The sequence below is a fragment of the Arthrobacter sp. 08Y14 genome (genome assembly GCF_002929455.1).
Classification (GTDB): domain Bacteria; phylum Actinomycetota; class Actinomycetes; order Actinomycetales; family Micrococcaceae; genus Arthrobacter_B; species Arthrobacter_B sunyaminii.
The window spans coordinates 222030-243609 of the sequence record NZ_PJIX01000002.1 but is presented as its reverse complement, the minus strand read 5'-3'; the positions used below and the strand labels follow the sequence as shown (position 1 = coordinate 243609).

24 protein-coding genes are annotated in these 21580 nt (G+C 65.5%); 19 read left to right on the top strand and 5 right to left on the bottom strand.

Going from position 1 to position 21580, the window contains the following annotated elements:
• Positions 1 to 13: 13 nt before the first annotated feature.
• The 13 genes from CXR03_RS07690 to CXR03_RS07630 all read left to right on the top strand — a co-directional run bounded on the left by CXR03_RS07690 (position 14) and on the right by CXR03_RS07630 (position 10045).
• A complete protein-coding gene (locus tag CXR03_RS07690; protein ID WP_104103151.1) occupies positions 14 to 505 on the top strand; it encodes a hypothetical protein in 492 nt (163 codons plus the stop codon).
• Positions 506 to 519: 14 nt separating this feature from the next.
• Positions 520 to 966, top strand: a complete 447-nt coding sequence (msrB, locus tag CXR03_RS07685) for a peptide-methionine (R)-S-oxide reductase MsrB (protein ID WP_104103150.1) — start codon at positions 520 to 522, stop codon at positions 964 to 966.
• Between the two features lie 7 nt (positions 967 to 973).
• Positions 974 to 1519: a flavin reductase family protein gene (locus CXR03_RS07680; RefSeq protein WP_104103148.1), complete on the top strand. Its 546-nt coding sequence runs from the start codon at positions 974 to 976 to the stop codon at positions 1517 to 1519.
• A 180-nt stretch (positions 1520 to 1699) separates the two neighbouring features.
• Positions 1700 to 2041 (top strand): hypothetical protein, encoded by a 342-nt coding sequence (locus CXR03_RS07675; RefSeq protein WP_104104036.1) that lies wholly within the window; start codon positions 1700 to 1702, stop codon positions 2039 to 2041.
• A 100-nt stretch (positions 2042 to 2141) separates the two neighbouring features.
• Positions 2142 to 2627, top strand: a complete 486-nt coding sequence (locus CXR03_RS07670) for a hypothetical protein (RefSeq protein ID WP_104103147.1) — start codon at positions 2142 to 2144, stop codon at positions 2625 to 2627.
• The gene (locus CXR03_RS07665; protein ID WP_146070473.1) at positions 2624 to 3658 is read left to right on the top strand and encodes a hypothetical protein; all 1035 of its coding nucleotides are present in this window, start codon (positions 2624 to 2626) and stop codon (positions 3656 to 3658) included. The genes CXR03_RS07670 and CXR03_RS07665 overlap by 4 nt, the downstream gene beginning before the upstream one ends.
• A complete protein-coding gene (locus CXR03_RS07660) occupies positions 3645 to 4949 on the top strand; it encodes a V-type ATPase 116kDa subunit family protein (RefSeq protein ID WP_104103144.1) in 1305 nt (434 codons plus the stop codon). Before CXR03_RS07665 ends, CXR03_RS07660 begins: the two co-directional genes overlap by 14 nt.
• Positions 4946 to 5407: an ATP synthase subunit C gene (locus CXR03_RS07655; RefSeq protein ID WP_104103142.1), complete on the top strand. Its 462-nt coding sequence runs from the start codon at positions 4946 to 4948 to the stop codon at positions 5405 to 5407. The genes CXR03_RS07660 and CXR03_RS07655 overlap by 4 nt, the downstream gene beginning before the upstream one ends.
• Positions 5404 to 5631, top strand: coding sequence for a hypothetical protein (locus CXR03_RS07650; protein ID WP_104103140.1), 228 nt, complete (start codon positions 5404 to 5406; stop codon positions 5629 to 5631). The genes CXR03_RS07655 and CXR03_RS07650 overlap by 4 nt, the downstream gene beginning before the upstream one ends.
• On the top strand, positions 5631 to 6158 hold the full coding sequence (locus tag CXR03_RS07645) for a hypothetical protein (RefSeq protein ID WP_104103139.1): 528 nt from the start codon (positions 5631 to 5633) through the stop codon (positions 6156 to 6158). Before CXR03_RS07650 ends, CXR03_RS07645 begins: the two co-directional genes overlap by 1 nt.
• Positions 6155 to 7987 carry a V-type ATP synthase subunit A gene (locus tag CXR03_RS07640; RefSeq protein ID WP_219816209.1) on the top strand — a complete coding sequence of 611 codons (1833 nt, stop codon included), beginning with the start codon at positions 6155 to 6157 and terminating at the stop codon, positions 7985 to 7987. The genes CXR03_RS07645 and CXR03_RS07640 overlap by 4 nt, the downstream gene beginning before the upstream one ends.
• Positions 7974 to 9449: a V-type ATP synthase subunit B gene (locus tag CXR03_RS07635; RefSeq protein ID WP_104103136.1), complete on the top strand. Its 1476-nt coding sequence runs from the start codon at positions 7974 to 7976 to the stop codon at positions 9447 to 9449. The genes CXR03_RS07640 and CXR03_RS07635 overlap by 14 nt, the downstream gene beginning before the upstream one ends.
• On the top strand, positions 9446 to 10045 hold the full coding sequence (locus CXR03_RS07630; RefSeq protein WP_181034525.1) for a V-type ATP synthase subunit D: 600 nt from the start codon (positions 9446 to 9448) through the stop codon (positions 10043 to 10045). The genes CXR03_RS07635 and CXR03_RS07630 overlap by 4 nt, the downstream gene beginning before the upstream one ends.
• Positions 10046 to 10113: 68 nt before the next feature.
• Here the strand turns inward: CXR03_RS07630 and CXR03_RS07625 are convergent, their stop codons facing one another.
• The 4 genes from CXR03_RS07625 to CXR03_RS07610 all read right to left on the bottom strand — a co-directional run bounded on the left by CXR03_RS07625 (position 10114) and on the right by CXR03_RS07610 (position 14057).
• Positions 10114 to 10770 (bottom strand): cyclase family protein, encoded by a 657-nt coding sequence (locus CXR03_RS07625; RefSeq protein WP_104103132.1) that lies wholly within the window; start codon positions 10768 to 10770, stop codon positions 10114 to 10116.
• Entirely contained in the window at positions 10757 to 12205 is a 1449-nt protein-coding gene (locus tag CXR03_RS07620; protein WP_104103131.1) for a cytosine permease, read from the bottom strand. Before CXR03_RS07620 ends, CXR03_RS07625 begins: the two co-directional genes overlap by 14 nt.
• A gap of 13 nt (positions 12206 to 12218) precedes the next feature.
• Entirely contained in the window at positions 12219 to 12713 is a 495-nt protein-coding gene (locus tag CXR03_RS07615; RefSeq protein WP_104103129.1) for a nuclear transport factor 2 family protein, read from the bottom strand.
• 177 nt (positions 12714 to 12890) lie between these two features.
• A complete protein-coding gene (locus CXR03_RS07610; protein WP_104054565.1) occupies positions 12891 to 14057 on the bottom strand; it encodes an acetyl-CoA C-acetyltransferase in 1167 nt (388 codons plus the stop codon).
• A gap of 335 nt (positions 14058 to 14392) precedes the next feature.
• On the opposite strand from CXR03_RS07610, the gene CXR03_RS07605 reads away from it, so the two are divergent.
• Entirely contained in the window at positions 14393 to 15973 is a 1581-nt protein-coding gene (locus tag CXR03_RS07605; RefSeq protein ID WP_104104035.1) for a peptide chain release factor 3, read from the top strand.
• On the opposite strand, the gene CXR03_RS07600 is transcribed toward CXR03_RS07605, so the two are convergent.
• Positions 15974 to 16576: a TetR/AcrR family transcriptional regulator gene (locus tag CXR03_RS07600; protein ID WP_104103127.1), complete on the bottom strand. Its 603-nt coding sequence runs from the start codon at positions 16574 to 16576 to the stop codon at positions 15974 to 15976.
• 48 nt (positions 16577 to 16624) lie between these two features.
• Between CXR03_RS07600 and CXR03_RS07595 the strand changes: the two genes are divergently transcribed.
• The 5 genes from CXR03_RS07595 to CXR03_RS07575 all read left to right on the top strand — a co-directional run bounded on the left by CXR03_RS07595 (position 16625) and on the right by CXR03_RS07575 (position 21247).
• Positions 16625 to 17335: a CPBP family intramembrane glutamic endopeptidase gene (locus CXR03_RS07595; RefSeq protein ID WP_104103126.1), complete on the top strand. Its 711-nt coding sequence runs from the start codon at positions 16625 to 16627 to the stop codon at positions 17333 to 17335.
• Between the two features lie 96 nt (positions 17336 to 17431).
• Entirely contained in the window at positions 17432 to 17752 is a 321-nt protein-coding gene (locus tag CXR03_RS07590) for a hypothetical protein (protein WP_146070472.1), read from the top strand.
• 180 nt (positions 17753 to 17932) lie between these two features.
• Entirely contained in the window at positions 17933 to 19324 is a 1392-nt protein-coding gene (locus CXR03_RS07585; protein ID WP_104103123.1) for a DUF6421 family protein, read from the top strand.
• Positions 19325 to 20098 (top strand): SDR family NAD(P)-dependent oxidoreductase, encoded by a 774-nt coding sequence (locus CXR03_RS07580; protein WP_104103122.1) that lies wholly within the window; start codon positions 19325 to 19327, stop codon positions 20096 to 20098. It abuts the gene before it with no gap.
• Positions 20099 to 20155: 57 nt separating this feature from the next.
• Complete coding sequence (locus CXR03_RS07575; RefSeq protein WP_258073550.1) at positions 20156 to 21247, top strand: low specificity L-threonine aldolase; 1092 nt, start codon at positions 20156 to 20158, stop codon at positions 21245 to 21247.
• Positions 21248 to 21580 lie beyond the last annotated feature (333 nt).

Here is a 21580-nt window from a genome sequence, read left to right as displayed (position 1 = left end):
GTAAGCTGGCCGCATGACTGCAACAATCGTGGTGCTGACCGAAGAGTCCCTCAATGAAGTGGACATCACCAACCTGCGGTATCTGGTCCAGGACAACCCGGCCCGCTTTGAGGTGCTGGTACCGGCCGATACCGGACGCAACCTGCTCGTTGATGTGCTGGACAACCTGAGCCTGCTGCAGTTTGCAGAAGCGTTCCGCGACCTGACCGGTGGAAAACCCACGAAGGACCAGGAGACAAAGGCTGCCGAAGTTCAGCTGAGCGAATCGCTGGCACTGCTGGCGTCGGCAGGCCTGGAAGCCGGCGGCTCAGTGACGGGAGACGACCCGGTCCAGGCAGTGGTTGCCGCTGCGAAGGCAACGAACGCACAGCAGGTTGTCGTGATCACCACGCCGCACGCCGTAGAGGACACGTTCCGGACCGATTGGGCGAACGAAGCCCAGGAACGCTTGGGGGTGCCGGTGCTGCACCTCTACTCGGGCTCGGGATTTATTGGCGACTCTTAAGCGTTGACCCGGATATGACGAAAGAGACTACCGGAACCGTGCCCGTGCAAAAGACAGATGATCAGTGGCGTGAGGAACTGACCCCCGAGGAGTACCAGGTCCTGCGGAAGGCCGGAACCGAGCGCCCGTACACCGGCGAGTACTGGGACACGAAGACTGCCGGCGTCTACCAGTGCCGGGCCTGCGGAAGCGAACTGTTTACCTCGAGTGAAAAGTTCGATTCGCACTGCGGCTGGCCGTCCTTCTTTGCCCCGCTGTCAGAAGGCAAGGTGCGCTACCTTCATGACCGCAGCATGGGCATGGACCGGATCGAGGTCCGCTGCGCCAACTGTGACTCCCACATGGGCCATCTGTTCGAGGGTGAAGGCTTTGATACGCCCACCGATCAGCGCTTCTGCATCAACTCCGTCTCCGTGAAGCTGGTTCCGTCGGAGTCCGCCTCCGCAGACGGCGCCAAGTAGCTCCACCGTGGAGCACGGCGTCTTCCCGGGAGAGCTGATTCCCTCCGCGGAAGTTACCGATGAGGCGATCGACAGTTACCGGTTGCTCAGCGCTGATATTGCCTCCGGCGTGGCTGTGGTTTCCACGCGCCTGCGGGGCCGGGACTACGCGGCCACGGTGAGCGGTTTCCTTTCGGTTTCCTACGACCCGCCAACGCTGCTGGTGAGTCTTTATGCAGAGTCGCGGATCGCCGAGGCCGTGGTGGACAGCGGAACCTGGGCGCTGAGCCTGCTCTCCGCCCGCCAGCGCGGCACGGCAAATTGGCTGGCAAGTCCCGGATCTCCTTTGGAAGGACTGCTCAGCCAGGTTGACTACGGCCGCGGGCCCGTCACCGGAGCCGCCGTCATAGAAGGCTGCATCGCCTGGTTCGAGGTCCGCACCACGCAGGTGACGACGGCGGCCACTCACCAGTTGGTGGTGGGTGAAGTGGCGGCTATGGGACGGCGTGCTTCGGCCGACGACGAGGCTGATCCCCTGGTGCATTTCGCGTCCGCTTACGGGCGGCTCGCCTGACCCGAATACCGCTTTCCAAGGCCCGGAAGCACGCTGCATCCGGGCCTTTTGCATGCTATCCAAGGAGGCCGAAGGGCCGACCATTGTTTCCCCGCAGACCCAACCGTAACCTCGAAGGACAGGGCATAACGCGACCGAGCCGGAACCATGGCCGCATCCCGGCCGCACCAGGAGACGAGCATGGGCACAGAGCAGTACCACGAGCCGCCATCGGAACTTCCCGCTGAAACCAGGACCTTCGCCCGAATGTGCGCCAGCCTGAGCGAGGAAGCTGAAGCCATTGGCTGGTATGTCCAGCGCATGGCTGTTGAGCCCGATGCCGAGTCCCGCGCCATCATGCACGATTCCCTGGGCGAAGAGTTCAAGCACTTCAGCATGGAGCTCGAGTTCCTGCTTCGCCGGACCCCGTTGTGGCGGCAAATTGCACGGGGAATCCTGTTTACGGACGGCGACATTGTTCAGCACGGCGAGGCTTCCGAAGCTGATGCAACCGGAGACGGCGACGGCGCCCCCGGGGGATAGCGAAAAAGGTCGCCTCAATCCCCGCTCCCGGCCGTTATGCCGACAGACCCGGTCTGCTTCGAGGCACACGCAGCACTACTGCTTCCCAGGAGGTGCATGAATGGCACGCAACAGCTTGCTCGATCGGTTCCGGCCTGTGGGAGCACCCGGCCCTGCAGGCCCTTCCGGAGTACCCGCAGGCGATGATCAGGGCCCCGAAGCCGAACTTGTTCCGGTCTTTGAGGCGCTGGACCCAACCATCCGCGACGGCAGGATTCTGGTGGACTCCGCGACTGCGAGGGCAGCAGATACGGTTGCCCAGGCACGAACCCAGGCTGCAGCCATGGTGGAGCAGGCCCGGATGGACAGCGGCGCTGTCCGTGCCAACGCCGCGGCAGCCGTTTCGCGGGAAGCTGTTGCCTCGGATGAGCAGATGCTCGGCCAGGCAAACGAAGAGGCAGCGGCACTGAAACGCCGGGGTAAATCCCGCGTGCCGCAGTTGGCCGCTGCCATTGTGGCGGATTTGGTTTCCGATCTGCTTGGCTCCGGCGCAGATCAGGCAAATACCGCGGACGCCGATGAGCACGGAAATGACGCAGCCCCATGAGGTCAGATTGGGTCGCGGCCTCCGTTCGTGCGCGGTCCATGGCCCAGCGCCGCGTCGGCGCGGGGACCTGCCGCGGGATCGCCGCCTCGCCGGACCTGCAGGCCGCCCTGGACCGTCTTGCCGTTACAGCCTATGCGGATGAGCTGGAGCTTGTTCAAACATTGGCCCAGGCACAGCGTGCCACGCGCAGGACAGTCCTGTGGCAGTTGAGGGTCCTTGCCGGCTGGCTCCCGGCCGGAGGTGCGCGGCTGGTTCGTTCTGCCGCTGCCGTGTTCGAAGCCGACAACATTTTGTCTCTTGAGCTTAAGCTGCGGCGGGAGCAGACCGCCCAAACCCGTCAGGACATCCCGAACCCAAGCACGGGTACCGGAGCAGGCACAGGTACCGGGTCAAGCCCGGACACCGGGGCAGGTTCCGGTCGCAGTTCCAGGTCCGGCGAGGACTTTCAGCCCTTTGACCTTGGCGGGCTGGCAACAGCATGGCCCCGGCTTCAAACAGCCAACACCGTGGAAGAGCTGCGGTCCGCACTGAGTTCTTCCCCGTGGGGCGATCCCGGGCAGGACGCTGCACTGTCCGATGTCCTCACCATGGTCTGGCTCCGACGGCTTGCCAACGAGGCACAGCCGGCACGTTCCTGGGCTGCTTCAGCAGCTGCCCTGCTCTGTGCCCGGCTGGTCTTTATTGACAGGTCCTCCCCCGGAGAGCGGCTGCTGTCGCTGCTGCGGCCGCTGATTGGAACCGGCTGGGTGGGCGCCGACAACCCTGACGCCCTGCGCGCCGCCCTTCCCCCGGGACCGGCGCAGGCGCTGGACTCACTGCAGATCCCCACCGAACTCTGGCGCGGTGAAGCGCTGCTGGCGGCACGGGTGGAAATGGACGGGTTTCATCTGTTGCGGGCGGGTTTGCCCGGTCCTGACGTTGTTCTGGGTGCCATGGCTGTTCTGGCCGTGGATGCCTGGCGTGTGCGGGCAGCACTGGCTGCTGCCGCAGTGAACGCCGGAAACAGCGAGGTGCTTGATGCCGTGGCGTGAAACCCTGAGTCCGGTGCGGATGGAGCGGGTGGCACTGGTTGCCCCGCTTCAGGCCCGGCACGAAATGCTGACCGAGGTGGCCCGCAGCAAAGCCGTGGAACTTGATCTGCCGTATGAACCGGGGACCGGACCGGAAGAGTACACGCGGGCAGCGGAAGCCGCCGTCGTCCACGGTCCCGTGGCGGGCCTGGTGGGCTGGTCGCCGTCGCGGGCCCTGCGGGACCTTCAGACGGCGCTGGAACCGCACGGAGCTTCCGCCGTCGTCATCCGGAGGCCGCAGGGTGCGCAGCCGCCTACACTGCTGACCGGCGACGAGCGGCGCCGCCGCCAGGTGCCCGCACTGTCCCGCCTGCTTGTGGACACCTACACCACTGTGCCGTACGCGGATCTTGATCCGGCCCGGCTCGCCGGGGTGGCCTACGTGGTCATGTTCGGAGTGATGTTCGGGGACGCCGGACAGGGTGCCCTGCTGGCCATCGCCGGGCTGCTGATCCGGTTCCTGAAGGTTCCCTGGCTGGAACGGTTCCGCCGGACCTGGCTCTTCATCACCGGCGCCGGACTGTCCGCTGTATTCTTCGGCTTCCTCTACGGGGAATTCTTCGGTCCCACCGGCGTCATCCCGGTGTTGTGGCTGGAACCGCTGGAGGAGCCCATTCCGCTGCTGGTTGCCGCCGTTGTGCTCGGTGCGGTATTGCTGGCCGGGGCCTACACCCTGGGCACCATCAACCGCGTTCGTGAAGGCGGTTGGGGCTACGCCCTGTACGCACGGTCCGGGCTGGCCGGAGCACTTCTGTTCGCCGCCATCGGCCTGCTGGCGTGGGGGTTGCTCGCGTCCAATACCGTGATCCTGGTGATCGCCGGGGTGGCCGCGCTGATTGCCCTGGTGCTCATGTTCATTGGACTGTTCACCGAGTCCGGAGGTGGCGCGACGGGCGGGCTGCAGGCAAGCGTGGAGCTGGTCGACAGCGTGGTCCAGCTGGGCTCCAACCTGGTCTCCTTTGCCCGATTGGCGGCCTTCGGACTCACACACGCTGCCCTCCTGGGAGTGGTGTGGCAGGCAACCACCGCTTTGTGGGCTCCGGACTGGCGGGCGGTTTTGGCCGTCCTGGTTTTCCTTCTGGGCAACATCCTCACCTTCGCCCTTGAGGGACTGGTGGCCGGAATCCAGGCCCTGAGGCTCGAGTATTACGAACTGTTTTCCCGCGTCTTCCAGGAAGAAGGCCGGCGCTTCCGGCCCTGGAATCCCGAAACCGACGAATCTGCATCCCCAGCTGAAAGGCGTCACCCATGAGCCCCTGGTTTGCCGGCCTTCCGCTGGTCCTTATCCTTGTTGTCCTGCTCGCCGTCGGGGCCGTAGCGCTGATGCGCCGCAACAGACGCACCGGCATCAAGGCGCTGCTGGGCCTCAACGCGCTGCTGATGGCCGGGGCGCTGGCCCTCTTTGCCGCGGCGCTGAACGCTGCACCGGCAACTGCCGGAGTGGGCGACGGCGGCGCCGCATCCACAGCCGTCGCCATGGCCACTGAGGGAAGCGACAGCAGTGGTGCCGCTTTGATCGGCGCCGCGATCGCCGTCGCGGGCTCCTCGATTGGTGCGGCCATTGCGGTGGCCTACACCGGATCAGCGGCCCTGGCCGCCATGAGCGAACGGCCGGAAATATTTGGCCGGGCGATGGTGGTGGTGGGTTTGGCCGAAGGCATCGCCATTTACGGGCTGATCATCTCGATCATCCTGATCGGGCAGGCATGAACGACTCCGGAACGGTGGCCGCCCTTGGGGAGCCGGCGCTGCTTCAGGGTTTCCGGCTTGCCGGCGCTGTCCTCTATCCGGCCACGGGTGACGCGGAGGTCAAAGCCGCTTGGTCCCGCTTACCGGACACCGTGTCTGCCGTGATCCTGACACCGGGCGCCGCACGAATCCTGGCGGAGCAGATTAATGAGCCCATCTCTCCCCTGACGGCGGTGATGCCCTGATGAGCCGGCTTCCCTCCGGATCCGAAGCATCCCTTGAACCGGTCCGTTATGCCCTGCGGCGCGGAGCAGACAAAGAGGCCAGCAGGTTGGCCGAGGATGCCCGGGCCCAGTCCGACGCGATTCTCAGCACCGCCCGGGCGGAAGCGGACGAGATCCGGAAAACCGCTGAACAGCAGGGCCGCGAAGCTGCCCGCACGGAAGCTGCCGGACGGTCCGCACGCATCCGGCGGCAGGCGCGGCGCACCGTCCTGGCACAGCAGGAAGCCCTCCGCGCCGAACTGATCCAACAAGTCCAGCAACAGGCACAGGAGCTGCGCAGTGATCCCCGGTATCCGCGTTTGCTGCGAATCCTCACCGAACGGGCGGACAGCATCTTGGGACCCATGGCATCAGTGACAGAGAGCTACAAGGGCGGGGTGACCGCAACGGCAGGATCCAGGCATCTGGACTTCTCCCTGCCCGCGCTGGCAGCACAGGCGCTGGAAAACCGTGCCGGGGAGGTGCACCGGTTATGGGACGCCGAGTGAACACCGCTGGCAGCAGTTCCGGACTCGAAACAGGAACCATCACCAGGGTCAGCGGACCGCTGGTGGAGATTACAGGCCTGCAGGGACTGTCCATGCTGGAAATTGTGGCCATCGGTCCGGAGCGGATTTCCGCCCAGGTAGTGGCGATCAACGGAGAGAATGCCACGCTTCAGGCGTATGAATACACCGGCGGACTGAAGTCCGGCGACCCGGCGGAACGGTCCGGCCACCAGCTTTCCGGACTGCTGGGGCCGGGACTGCTGGGAACAGTGTTTGACGGGCTGCTGCGTCCGCTGTCCTCCGCTCCCCTGTGGCTGACCCAGGACCGGCAGGCTTCGGCGGAAGATCCGACGGTGCTGGAAACCGAATGGGAGTTCACCCCTTCGGTGAACGTTGGAGACACCGTGCAGCCCGGGCAGATCATCGGCACGGTCCCGGGGGCGGGCACCGTGGAGTTCCGCGTGATGGTGCCGCCCGCCGTCGCCGGCGTTGTCCAGTGGCTGGCGGAGGGTTCCGTCCATCCCCTCGATCCGGTGGCACGCGTTGACGGGGTGGAGGTGCCGCTGGCCCAGCAGTGGCCGGTGCATACCGCCCGGCCCTTCGGCGAGCGCCTGACCGAGGCGTTGCCCCTGCACACGGGACAGCGGGTCCTCGACCTGCTCTTTCCGCTCCCCCGCGGCTCGGCAGCGGCCGTCCCGGGCGGCTTTGGCACGGGAAAGACCCTCACCCTGCAGCAGATCGCCAAGTGGTCCGACGCCGACGTCATTGTCTATGTGGGCTGCGGCGAGCGCGGCAACGAAATGGCGGACGTGCTGGACGGCCTCTCCGATCTGGACGACCCCCGCACCGGAGGCAAACTGATCGACCGGACCGTGATCATCGCCAATACCTCCAACATGCCCATGATGGCCCGGGAGGCTTCCATTGCCAGCGGCGTCACCGTGGCCGAGTTCTTCCGCGACATGGGGTACGACGCCGTCGTCATTGCCGATTCCACCTCCCGATGGGCTGAGGCCCTGCGCGAGTTCGCCAACCGCAACGGCGACCTCCCGGCCGAGGAGGGCTATCCCGCCTCCCTGGCCAGCGAACTGTCCGCCTTTTACGAGCGGGCGGCGCGGGTGCGCACGCTCGGGGGCGCGACGGCGTCGGTCACCGTCATTGGCGCTGTCTCCCCTCCCGGCGGCGACATGAGCGAACCGGTGACCACCGACACCCAGCGCTTTGTTCGTTCCCTGTGGGTGCTGGACCGGGACCTCGCCTACTCCCGGCACTATCCGGCCGTCAGCTGGCGGGGCTCCTTCGCCCGTGATGCCGAGGCTCTGGCCCGCTGGCACACAGCGAACGGAGATCCGCTGTGGGCCCAGCGCCGGGCTTCGGCCACTCTGCTGCTCTCCGAAGCGGACCGGCTCACCGCCCTGGCCGAGATCATCGGCACCGCGTCCCTGCCCGGGCATGAGCAAATGGTGCTGCTGGGCGGGCGGCTGGTGCGCGATGGCGTCCTGCTGCAGAACGCGCTCAGCCCCAATGACGGTTACTCATCGGCTGAAAAGGGGTCGGCACTGCTGCAGATTGTGCTGGACGTGGTGGATGCGTGCCAGGCACTGGTGGCGCGCGGTGTCCCGGCAGCCGACGTCGAACGCGTGGACTTCACACCTGTGCTGCGGCTGCGTGAAACCACCGGGCCCACCGACGCAGACGGCGTCTGGACGCAGGGACGCGAGTTTCTGCGCCGGTTGGAGCAACTGGGCGGTGCAGGACCGGACCGTGCAGGACCGGACCGCGCAGATACCGGCAGGGAATCTTCGGGAGGCATCAATGGCGGCACATGACAGCAGGGCAAATCCGGTGCCTGCCGGCTCCACGGACACCAATGCCACCGGCCGGGTGCCGGCCTCCGCCATTCCCGGCGTGGGGCACAGCGGTGTGCGGGAACTGCGCGGACCGTTGCTGGTGCTGGGCGATGCCGAGGGGGTGGGCTGGGACGAGTTCGCCACCGTTGCGGTCAGCGGCCAGCGGGACCGGCATGGTCTCGTGCTTGAGGTGGACGGGGATGAAACCACCCTGCAGGTGCTCGAAGGCACCGAGGGCATGTCACTGGGCGGCATTGAGATCCGTTTCTCTGGCCGCCCGCTGGCGGTTCCCGCAGGCCCCGGGTGGCTTGGCCGGGTATGCAACGGGCGCGGTGAACCGCTCGACGGCGGCCCCCCGGTGACCGGAGGAACGCCGATGCCGGTGGGCGGCTGGCCGCTTAACCCGGTGTACCGCGAGCCTCCCCAGGATCCGGTGCTTACGGGCATCTCAGCCATCGATGCCCTGACCACTCTGGTCCGGGGACAAAAACTGCCGATCTTCTCGGTTCCCGGCCTGCCCCACCTCACCCTGGCGACGCAGATTGCAGCACAGGCCACCACCTCCTCCGGGCGGGCGTTCCGGGTGGTGTTTGCAGCCATGGGCATGACGCACGCGGACATTGCCTTTATCCGGGACCGGCTGGAGGAACGCTCCGCCGCCGGTGAGCTGGTGCTGCTCCTGAACGCCGCCGATGATCCGGTGATCGAACGCATCCTCACCCCCCGCATTGCCCTGACCGTGGCCGAGTCCCTGGCGTATGACCACGGCTCGGACGTTCTGGTGGTCATGTCGGACATGACCAGTTATGCCGAAGCAGTCCGCGAGGTCTCCGCTGCCCGGCGGGAGATTCCGGCCCGGCGCGGCTATCCCGGCTACCTGTACAGCGATCTGGCGACGCTCTATGAGCGCTGCGGCCGGGTGCAGGGCAGGGAAGGCTCGGTGACCATTGTGCCGGTGCTGACCATGCCGGCCGGGGACATCACCCATCCCGTTCCCGACCTCACGGGTTACATCACCGAGGGCCAGGTGGTCCTGGATCCGGACGTCGACGCGCGGGGCATTTACCCTCCGGTGGATGAGCTGTCCTCGTTGTCCCGCCTGATGCGCAGCGGCGCGGGGAAAGGCCGCACCCGGGAGGATCACTTGGACGTGGCCGCCCAGATTCTCTCGGCGATGGCCCGTGCGCGGTCCGCCGCGGAGCTGGCCGAACTGGTGGGCACGGCAGCCCTGAGCGAGACCGATAACGCCTACATTGAGTTCCGCAACGTGGTGGAGCATGACCTGCTCAACCAGGGCAGGGACGAGCTGCGGACTTTCGACGAAACCATGGCACGCGCCTGGCAGGCACTGTCACTGCTGCCCCGGCGGGAGCTGAACATGCTCTCCGCGGAGTTCCTGGACAAGTATCTGCCCGGCCCCGAAGGCGGTGCTTCGCTGTGAGCGGGTTCCGCAGCACCGGCAGCCGCGCCGACAAGGCCGATGTCGAGCGCCGTCTGGCCACCGCCACCCGGGGTGCCGAGCTGCTGGACCGCAAGCAGCGCATTCTCCGGCTCGCGATTGACGGGCTGCAGGAGGAGGCCGATGCCGCCCGCCTCGCGTGGCAAGAGCAGGCCCGCCGGGCGGCCGTGTGGCTGCAGCGTTGCGCGGGTTTGGATGGTGATGACCGCATCATGGAGGCAGCACCGGATAACCCCGCGCGGGTAACGGTTCGGTGGGGCGGTGCCATGGGTATTTCCTATCCGCAGGATGCCGAGTGCCTGCTCCCCGATCCGTCGCCGACCGGCGGGAGTTCGGCTCTGGCCTATGCCGACGCAGCGCATCGGGAGGCCCTGCAGGCCGCGGTCACTGCGGCGAGCACCGAACGGGCTCTGCTCCTGGTGTCCCGGGAACTGCTCGCCACCCGCACCCGGCAGCGTGCCGTGGAGAACCGCTGGATTCCCCTGCTCCAGGATCAGCTGGCCGAGATTGGCCGGCGGATCGCCGAGCAGGAATTGGAGGAGAGCCTGCGGCTGCGCTGGTCTGCCGGACTGGTCTGAGACAGCCGGGCTGGTCTGAGACAGCCGCATGTTTTCCCGGAGCACCGGTCCGGATCAGCCCCCGCTTCTCAGAGCTGGAAGGCTACTGCCCGCACAGGTGAGCCGTCCACCTCTGACAGCCGCAGCGGAAGCGCGGAAAACCAAGGGTCCGTCCAGGTCACGGCATCCAGGTTGGTCAGGTTTTCGATGATGGCCCCGCCCGCTCCCAGGAACTCGTCATGGAAAGGAAGGGCCACCGGTCCACTGGAACCGGGTGCCGGAGTGGGATCCGGATTCAGGGTATCCATACCCACCGTGCGGACGCCCGCGGCAAGCAGTCGGACGGCAATCTCCGCTTCAAAAAACGGATGCCGCAGATAGCGGGGCGTATTGAAGCAGGAGGACCAGCCGGTGCGGAAAAGGACGATCGTGCCGGGCGCGAGGTCATGCATGCCCCCGGCAACGTCCTGCCGCCGGATGCACCCGTATTCGGCCGGTTCCGCTACCGGAATAATCCGGGCCGGTCCCATCAGCGTCTCCAGCGGAAGCCGGTCCACGCCGGCCCCTCCCGGGACCGTGTGCAGCGGTGCATCCAGGTGTGTTCCGGTATGGCTGCCCAAGTGCAGTTCGGCAACTTGGAAACCATCCTGCTCCACGGAGGCGGCGTTCCTCAGGAACACACCGGGGTCACCGGGGAAAACCTGCATGCCGGTGACCACCGGGTGGCTGAGGTCAACTGCCTGCATGCTCGGGCTCAGCCTCGCTCAGGTGCAGGGACACGGGTGAACCCGAGACGCGCCTGCCCCCTGCGGCACACCATCCCCAGTACAGGGCAAAGCTGAACAGGAAGGTTGGAATGGTCGCACCCACCGGGCTGGCAACGGCATAGGTCAGCAGCAGCGAGACGGCTGCGCCCAGCAGCCAGGTCACCAGGGCCGGCACATTGAATCCGCCCCGGAACCAGTAGCGGCCGCCGCGGGCGCGAAGTATGTCTGCACTGTAGGAGGACTTGTTCACCAGGTAGTAGTCGGCAATCATCACGGCGAAGACGGGTATGAACAGTGATCCAATGACCGTGAGGAAGGACGTGAAGCTGTCCAGCAGACCCAGCCAGGTCGAACCCAGGATCGACACGGCACCCAGGATGAACGCGGTGGGAAGGAAACGGATTTTCCGCGACGGAATCATGTTCACCACGGAGGACACCATCCCGTAGACGACCATCGTGTTGGTGGCCATCACGGAGAGGAAAATGACGACGGCGAGCGGGGCGCCGAAGACTCCCACAATGACTGCCGGCTCAAAACCCACGGCTTCCCCGCCGTCGAGCACCACATAGCCAATGGCGGTGGCGCCCAGCACCATTGCCAGGACGGTGGAAAGCAGGTAACCGACGGCGGAACCAGCCACGCCTGCCGCCTGCGTCCTGGCCAGCCGGTTGAATTCGGCGGACAGCACGGTCCAGGAGACTGCGGTGGCAATGACGACGTCGAGCACCGCGACCGCCGACCAGCCGGCCGCGGGATCAGCTTTGATCGCAGCGAAGTCGGCCACCGGGAAGGTGGTGAAGGAAACCGTGAAGATGTAGCCCATGATCGCCAGGATCACCAGCGCCAGCCACGGCTCCACCCGGGCAATGCCCTTGTGGCCAAAGATAGCCAGGGACACGACCAGCAGCTGGCACAGGACGGAGAACAGGATCGGCGAGGAGAATCCGGTGGAACGCTCCACCAGAAAGTTGACCGTGACGCCCGCGAGCATGGCCTGTACCCAGCTCCATCCCATGAGGATCACGACGTTTGCGGCCACGGCCAGGAAAGACCCGCGCAGTCCGAAGGCACCTTTGGACAGGGACATGGTCGGCAGGCCGGTGCGGGTACCCATGTTGCCGATCAACACCAGAACAGCGGCACCGATTACGGTCCCCAGCACGATCATGCCCACGGCTGTAGGCCAGGTGACGCCGGGAACAAACAGGGTGCCGGTCAAGAGGGTGGTCACCACCAGGTTGGCGGCAAGCCAGATCATGCCGATCCGCCCGGTGCCCAGGGTTCCCCGGATCGGGCCGTAGCCCTCGGAATCTTCATCCAGCCGGCGGGACAGCCGGGACCAGGCGGAGGGACGGTTTGTTCCGGCGGCGGTTTTCGTTGGGCGGCCGGCGTTGACCTCAAATGATGACATGGCGGGCCGGCCCTTAGGCTGCCGTGCCGGAGGCAACGACGCCGGCTTCGGGGGTGGAGGACGAGACGGCGGCAGACGCGGCGGAGGATTCCGCTGCACCGGAAGGCGCCGTGGACAGGTGCTCGTGGACGGCCAGGATGCGGCTGCCTTGGCGGGTAAACACTATGGTTTCCCGCTCCCGAAGCGTTTCCGTAATCTCCCCCACGCGGGTGGTGGTTTTCACCGTATGGCTGAAGATGGCGCTCGTGCCGCAGAGCTGTACCCGTGCGTCGGTGCTTTCGCAGCCCGTGACGGACCAGCCGTCGGCGAGCCAACCGTTCCAGAGGTCCTCATACTCGCTGCGGCTTTCAAGGCGCTGCGCTTCAGGGTGAAAAATGAACGTCGCCTCGGGTGAAAACGCCGCGAAGTACGCCTGTGTGTCCGTTCGGGAGAATGCGGAAACGAGCTCCGCCGCCGCAGCGAGGACCTCCCGTTCGGCCAGCTGGTTGACCTGTTGGTGGGAATTCATGACGGTCCTTCCGGCGCTTTACCCAGTGGCCGTGCCGGGGAACAGCACGGGCACTGGGTAAACAATTGGTGCTTATTAGACAACACCAGTGTGGAAGTGACACGAGTCACTTGTCAACTGATGCCGTCGTCGGGCGCCAGCCGCCAGCCTTCCGTTACGTCTTGCGCAAGAGGGGCCCTACAGCCGGAAGCCCTCATCCAGCCGTTCGATGATGGTGACGTTGGCTTGGCCGCCGCCCTCGCACATGGTCTGGAGGCCGTAGCGGCCGCCGGTGCGCTCGAGTTCATGCAGCAGGGTTGTCATGATCCGGGCACCGGTGGCACCGATCGGGTGCCCCAGGGAAATGCCGCCGCCATTGACGTTCACTTTGTCCATGTCCACATCGAGTTCCCGCTGCCAGGCCAGCACCACCGAGGCGAAAGCCTCGTTGATTTCCAGCAGGTCAATCTCATCCAAACTCATCCCGCTCCGGCCCAGGGCATGCCGGGTGGCTTCGATGGGGGCGCTAAGCATCATGATGGGATCGTCACCGCGGGCCGAGATGGAATGAATGCGGGCGCGCGGCTTGAGCCCGTAGCGGCGTACGGCATCTTCGGAGGCCAGCAGCAGGACGGCAGCGGCGTCGGAAATCTGCGACGACGTGGCGGCGGTAAGCCGGCCGCCGTCGGACAGCGGTGCCAGGGACTCAATCTTGGCGCGGTTCGGTTCCCGCGGCCCTTCGTCAGCAGTAATTCCGTTCAGCGGCAGGATTTCGCGGTCAAAGCGGCCCTGAGCCTGGGCTGCGAGCGCCCGGACATGGGATTCGACGGCGAAGTCCTCCATTTCGGAGCGCGTCAGACCCCACTTGTCCACCATCATTTCGGCGCCGATGAACTGGGAGACCTTCTGGTCCCCGTACCGCTCAGCCCAGCCGGCGGACCCGGTAAAGGGATCCGGAAAGCCCAGTTCCCGGGCCGCGCTGTTGGCAAAGGAAATCGGAATGGAGGACATGCTCTGCACTCCGCCGGCCAGGACCAAATCACTGGTTCCGCTCATCACTGCCTGCGCTGCGTAGGACACCGCCTGCTGCCCGGAACCGCACTGGCGCTCCACCGTGGTGCCGGGCACACGCTCGGACAACCCGGCGGCCAGCCAGGAGGTGCGGGCAATGTCCATGGCCTGCGGACCCACCTGGTCAATGGCGCCGAGGATAACTTCGTCAAACTCTGCGGAATCGATCCCGGTGCGACGCACGGTTTCGGCGATGACATGGGCGGCCATGTCGGCGGGATGGACCTTGCTCAGTCCTCCGTTTCGCCGGCCAACGGGAGTACGGACGGCGTCAATAATAAATGCTTCAGCCACGGGAACAGGCCTTTCGTCAGGAAATTGCTGTGTTTTCCACCACCCTAAGTGATGCAGCCCACGCGGGCACCAATCCAGCGGTATGCGTCAGGCGGACGCGCCTGCGCCGCCGCACCGGAAGCTTGTCGGCCGAGCAGGTGCTCACCGATGCTGTTCGGATCCGGGAGGGCAGGGGCGAACGGCTAGAATGGAAAGGCTGTCATTAATGACAGCACCGCCGCGGGCGTTTCTTCCTGCGGCCGCATCCCACCACACGTGAAAGCAGCGGAGTGTCCTTACAGGTTCAGCCCACCGTCAGCGCCACCACCAGTCCGGCCGGCAAAGCGACTGCGGCGATTGTCCGCGAGTCCTCCCGCCGCCGCACCTTTGCGGTGATCTCGCACCCCGACGCCGGTAAGTCCACGTTGACCGAAGCCCTGGCGCTGCACGCCCGCGTGATCGGCACAGCCGGTGCCACGAACGGCAAGGAGAACCGCCGCGAGACGGTCTCCGACTGGATGCAGATGGAAAAGGACCGCGGTATTTCGATCAGCTCCACGGCGCTGCAGTTCGCATACCGGGACACCGTGATCAACCTGCTCGACACCCCGGGCCACGCCGACTTCTCCGAGGACACGTACCGGGTGCTGGCCGCCGTCGACTGCGCCGTGATGCTGGTGGACGCAGCCAAGGGCCTGGAAACGCAGACTATGAAGCTCTTTGAGGTATGCCGCGCCCGCAACCTGCCGATCATCACCGTGATCAACAAGTGGGACCGCCCGGGCCTGGATCCGCTGGCCCTGATGGACGAAATCACCGAACGCACCGGACTCACCCCCATGCCCCTGACCTGGGCCGTGGGTATTGCCGGCGACTTCCGCGGTGTCTGGGACCTGCAGAAGGACGAATACGTCCACTTTGAACGGCAGAACTCCGGCGCGTCCCTGGCCAAGGAAGAACACCTCAGCCCCGAGGACGCCCTCGCCCGCGAAGGCGACGTGTGGGAGGACTCCCTGGGCGAAGCCGAACTGGTCATCGACGGCCGGGAATTTGACCGTGACGCTTTCCTCAACGCCAAGGCCACTCCCATCCTGTTCTCCTCCGCCGCACTGAACTTCGGCGTGAAGCAGATCCTGGACGCCCTGGTGGATCTGGCGCCGTCGGCCTCCGCCCGCGAGGACAAGGACGGCGGACTCCGTCCCGTCGAGGCCCCCTTCTCCGGCTTTGTCTTCAAGGTCCAGGCCGGCATGAACAAAGCCCACCGCGACCACGTCGCCTTTATCCGCGTCTGCTCCGGCATTTTTGAGCGCGGCATGGTGGTCACGCACTCCAACACCGGCAAGACCTTCGCCACCAAATACGCCCAGCACCTGTTCGGCCGCGAACGCGAAGTGATCGACCAGGCCTACCCGGGCGACGTCGTCGGGCTGGTTAACGCTTCTGCACTGCGCGTGGGTGACAGCCTGTACGTGGAGGAGCCGGTGGAGTACCCGCCGATTCCGCTCTTCAGCCCCGAGCACTTCCGCGTGGCCCGGTCCAAGGATCCCAGCCGCTACAAGCAGTTCCGCCGCGGCATCGACCAGCTCGAGCACGAGGGCATCATCCAGGTGCTGCGCTCGGACCGGCGCGGAGACCAGGCGCCGGTGCTGGCCGCCGTCGGCCCCATGCAGTTTGAGGTGGTTGAAGACCGCATGACGCAGGACTTCAACGCGCCCATGCGCTACGAGCAGCTCTCCTACTCGCTGGCGAGGCTCACCACCGCCGACGCCGCGGAGATCCTGTCCAACGTGCACGGCGCCGAGGTGCTGGTGCGGACCGACGGTGCGTATGTGGCTGTGTTCAATGACGTTTGGGCCCTGCGCCGGGTGGAAAAGAACCACCCCGAGGTCTCCCTGACCGTCATCGGTACGGAATCCCCCAACAGCCGCGGCTACTAGTCAGCGCGCCATTTCTTTAGTGCCTGAAGTCGTCAGGGCCAGAATGGCTTCCCGCAGCGGGATCGGCCGTTCCGACAGACCGGCGACGGCGCTTTGCGCCGCTCCGTCGATCAGCCAGCCAATCCAGGCCGCCAGGTTGGGTGCGCTGACGTCCCGCCGGATGGAAGTGTCGCGCTGCCCGATGTCGACATGCCGGACAAGGAAGGCCAGCACGGTTTCGGACTCGGCGGAGAGCATCGCCGCCACCGACGGCTCAGCCGCAACGCCAAGGAGACCGTTCACGAAGGTGGAGTAGGACGAGTCGGCGATGTCGCCCTCCAGGGCAGCGGCGTAGGCCAGGATAGCCGCCAGACCTGATGCTTCTGCTTCGATCCGTTCAAGGTCCGCACTCAGGTCATCAACGTCGGAACTGAGGACCGCGACGAGCAGTTCGAGCTTGGTGGGAAAGTAGTGGAAGAACGTGCCGGAGGATATCCCGGCCGCCTGGCAAATGGCGGCTGTGGTTGCACCTCTGTAGCCATGCTCGGCGAATTGACCCGCCGCCACCCGAACAATGGCTGAACGCTTCGAATCATATTTGTCACGGTCCACTGGGCGAGGCATCCTGCCACTCTAGCTTTCATGGATCTCCCACTCTAGAGTGGGCGCTCTATGAATCAGTTCGGCAGATCGAACCTGCGGCCGTCGAAGATAAGCGCAGCCGCGGCGAACCGGCCCTGGCTGCCTTGGCTGGTCGTCTTCATTGGCCTTGCCCTCTCATATTCGTCCATGTGGCTGCCCCGGGTGTGCCGTGAGCTGGGTATCACTCCGGGGTTGGAGGGCCCTGCCAACTCGATCGTGTGGAACGTCCTCGCCGTCTCACTCCTTCTCGGATACGTGCTGTTGATCGAACGGCGCCCCCTTGCCTCCTTGGGACTGCGGCGTCCGCAGGGCAAAGATCTCGAATGGGCCCTGTATCTGTTCGGGTTCTATATGGCGTGGCAGTGGGTCGTCCTCACCTTTTGGCCGCCCGCCGAGGACTCAGGAACGGCATCCATCACGTCGCTTCCCGTCGTCGCCGTTGCCGGGATGATCGTGTCGGCGGCAGTGTGCGAAGAGATTCTGTACCGCGGCTACCCGATTGAACGCCTCAGTGAGCTGACGCGCCGCCCCTGGCTCGCCTACGGCTTCACCGTGCCGCTGTTTGTCCTTCCACACACCGTCTTCTTCGGACCTCAGTGGCTCTGGACCTCGGGCATAGGAGCCCTGGCGATCTATCTTCTTTACGCCAGGACCCGGAACCTGCCGGCGTGCATGCTGCTTCATCTGTGCATCAACCTGCCCATCCTGATTCCGACGATCGCCCACAGGCTCGGCGGGTAGCGCGGCCCGCAGATGCTCACCGGCTCGCCGCCCCAAAACCGAAACCAAGGTATAGGCTCGCTGCCACACGGGTTATTCGAGCCAGCGAGGGACGCAATGAGATACGTGAAGCAACTCGGGGGAAGCACACTCGTGGTGATGGCGTTAGCCGTCGCCCTTACCGGATGCACCTCGGACGGTGACCTCAGCTTCAGCAACGAGGGGGCCGAAGACGTCACGGTGTCCACCGGCGACCAGGAATTCACCGTCGAATCGGACGGCGGTGTCCACATCCTCGGATACGGCTGCACCGAGGGGGACACCACCGTGCGGTTCCCGACGGGCCGGAAGATTGTCCTCACTGAGCGCGTGTGCCCGGACCGGCAGGTCGTCATTCGGGACGGCACAGTGAATGTGGAGCCGTCTTCGACCGGCTGAGCATCCTGTGACCCGCAGCACACGTTACGGTCATTACCCTGAGATTCAAGGCCCAGCATAAGTAGTGCTTATGTGTCACGCTAAACAGCGTAAGCGTTAGTTTTTCGTGAGTATGCTCGACGCATTACTTCTCTGCCGCTCCACTGATTCGGGGCGGCCTCCCTCCGGAAGGTCGCAGCCATGTCTGTCTCAGCGTTTCCCTCGCTCTCCCACCCCGGCTTTACCGCCGTTTCCGCCGGCAGCAGCCCGGAGACCTCCGAGGCCTGGCAGGCACTCAAGCAGGCCGCCACGGACCTGCAGCCGCTGCAGAACAAGAACGGGTCAGTGGACACTGACAGCCGTGCCGCTGCCGAAGAACTCATTTCAGTGATTGCTGCCGCCGTCGAGGCGCTGGCTCCGGCCTTCGAGCACGACGCCGAATACCTGTCCCTGGTGGTCCAGGACCTGCAGCGCTGGGTCGCCGGCGGCCTGGGCGAACCGGATTTCCTGGATTCCCTGCTCGCGTTCTCCCCGCAGCTGAACCGCACCGACGGCCTGCAGCACCTGGTGCTGTTCCCCATGTACACGCAGAACGGCTCCACGAACCGTCACGTGGAAGCGGTCCTGATCGAGGTTGTCTGGCCCGAGTTCATCGGCGAACTCGAAGCCGGCGAGTACTCCAACAAGCTCTTCGTGCCCATCCGCTTCCTGGACTTCACCCCGGGCTACGACACCAACTCGGCAGTGCTCTTCCCCGAAACGGTGGCCGTCCGCGACACGCCCACCTTCACCTGGGGCGCCATCTTCGCCGACCGCGAGGCTGCCCGGTTCCGCCGCGTCCTGCGCGCTGCCGCTGAGATCACCTCGCTGCAGCTGCCCGAGGATGCCGCCGCCCTGCTGGATGACCAGAAACTGGCACAGGACACCTTTGTCATGTGGGACCTGATCCATGACCGCACGCACATGCGCGGGGACCTCCCCTTTGACCCGTTCATGATCAAACAGCGGATGCCGTACTTCCTCTACTCCCTGGAGGAACTGCGCTGCGACCTCACGGCCTTCCGTGAAGCCGTGAAGATCGAAAAGGACGAGGACGCTTCCCCGGAAGCCCGCAAACATGCCACGCTGGTGCAGTACGCGGTGATCTTTGACCGGATCTTCCGGTTCGCCATTACTGGCAGCCGGGTGCGCAATTATGACGGCCTCGGCGGGCAGCTGCTGTTCGCCTGGATGCACCAGAACCATGTCCTGCACTGGACCGACGGCAAACTGAGCATCGACTGGGAAGACGTGGCCGACGTCGTTGTCCGCCTGGGTGCGAACATCGAGGACCTGTACTGGCGCTCCATTGACCGGCCGAAGACCGCCCACTGGTTTGCCGCCTACGATCTGGTGTCCGCAACGCTGACGCCGAACCCGGCCTCCGTATGGGCCAAGGGTCCGGACGCCCTGCCGCTGGACGGGCCGCCGCGCGGGCTCACCGACCAGGTGCTGGACGACGAATTTCCGCTGTCCATGTTCTACGAAGCGCTGTCCAAGAAGATGGCCCCGGTCATCGAATCCACGTCGGGAATCACAGGGAGTTCGAACTAAATGAGCACAACGCCGGCTGCCGAAACGTCCGCCTCTGACCAGTCTTTGCGGGGCCGTACCGTATTGGTGGCCGGCGCGGCCTCCGCGTCCGGCGGCGCAGTCTGCAAAGCGCTGGAAGCCGCCGGTGCCAAGGTTGTGGGGGTGGGCCGCGATGCGGCCCGGCTGGAAAACACCCTCGCTGACCTGCTCGATGCCGACCTGCGCACCTGCGACCTGTCCAATCCGGGCGACGTGGACGCTCTCTCCCAGGATCTGCAGGAAATGTACGGCGGGATTGACGGGCTGATCCATCTGGTGGGCGGCTGGCGCGGCGGGGGCGGCATCACCGGCCAGAAGGAAGACGATTGGGATTTCCTGCAGACCAACATCCTGCAGACCCTGCGCAACGTCAGCCGCAGCTTTTATGACCAACTGGCAGCCTCCGACGACGGCCGGCTCGCCATCGTTTCCTCGACCTCCGTGGACTCCCCCACCGCCGGAGGCGCCGGGTACGCCGCAGCCAAGGCCGCGGCCGAAGCCTGGGTGCAGGCGATTGCGCAGGGCTTCCGCCGCGCGCAGTCCGGCGCCAAGGAAAACGCTCAGCCGCAGCACTCGGCCGCCGTCGTCTTCGTGGTCAAGGCCCTCGTGGACGACGCCATGCGCTCGGCCGAACCGGACAGGGATTTCAGCACCTACACCGACGTGCAGGCTCTGGCTGATGCCGCCGTCGGGCTCTTTGGCCAGGATGCCGCACAGCTGAACGGGCAGCGCATCTCCCTGGTACCGCAGTCCTGAGCCGCGGTTCTGAGCCCCGGACAAAAACCGAACACCCCGTAAGAGATACTGGACACTGTGACCAACATTTCCCCCCTGCATGACATATCCGTCCGCGCATTTGCCTCGGACAACTATTCCGGAGTCCATCCCGAAATCCTGGACGCGCTGACCGCAGCCAACCAGGGCCATCAGGTGGCCTACGGCGAAGACGTCTACACGGCCAAGCTGCGCGAGGTGCTGACTACGCACTTCGGCTCGAAAATGCGCGCCTTCCCGGTGTTCAACGGCACCGGCGCCAACGTGACAGCGCTGCAGTCGCTGCTGCCGCGCTGGGGCGCCGTCATCTGCGCCTCCACCGCCCACATCAATGTGGACGAAAACGGTGCGCCGGAACGGATCGGCGGCATGAAGCTGCTGCAGATCCCCGCCGCGGACGGCAAGCTGACGCCCGAACTGATCGACCAGGAGGCCTGGGGCTGGGGAGATGAGCACCGCGCCCAGCCGCTGGCCGTGTCCATCACGCAGTCCACGGAACTCGGCACCCTGTACACGGTGGAGGAAATCACCGCCATCGCGGAGCACTGCCACAAGCACGGCATGCTCCTGCACATGGACGGCGCCCGGCTGGGCAACGCCGCCGCTGCGCTCGGCGTGGGCATGGGCGCCATGACCACCGACGCCGGCGTGGACATCCTGTCCCTGGGCGGCACCAAGAACGGCATGATGTACGGCGAGTGCATCGTCTCACTGAATCCGGAGGCCTCCCCCGGCCTGGATTACCTGCGCAAGATGAACATGCAGCTGGCCTCCAAGATGCGCTTCATTTCCGCCCAGTTCGTCACGCTGTATGAGGACGATCTCTGGCTCCGCTCGGCCTCGCACGCCAACGCCATGGCGCAGCGGCTGCGGGCAGCGGTGGAGAAGATCGACGGCGTGGAGCTGACCCAGCCCACCGAGTCCAACGCTGTCTTCGCCAAACTGCCGGCCGGCGTTGCGGACCGCCTGCGCTCCTCGTTCCGGTTCTACGACTGGGACCAGGCGACGGGCGAGGTGCGCTGGATGTGCACGTTCGACACCTCAGAAGCCGACGTCGATGCGTTCGCCGAGGCTATTGCCCGCGAGGTTGCTGCAGATCCCGACGCTCCCGGAGAGTCTGCGCTGAGCTAGCAGCGGTGGTCCCGGAGCTGTTCCTGCAGCTCCGGGACCGGAACCACCTGCTCCGGTATCCGGGAAGGTGGTCCTGTTTCGGCTACGGTGAGACACAACCGTCCGCCGCTGCTGTCCGGAAAGAAGGATCAACATGGGCTCCATCCAGCTCTGGCATCTAACAGTGCTGCAGCGACTGCGGGCCTGGTGTACTTCGTCAAGAAGAACTCCCCTGCCCGGCCCGGCAAAGACGACGGCACGCCCGGGCAAACAATCAGACGATGAAGCTTGAAGCCCTCAACAATCAGCTAGACACAGACACTAAGACTGCCGCCCGCAAAATCGCGAGGATTA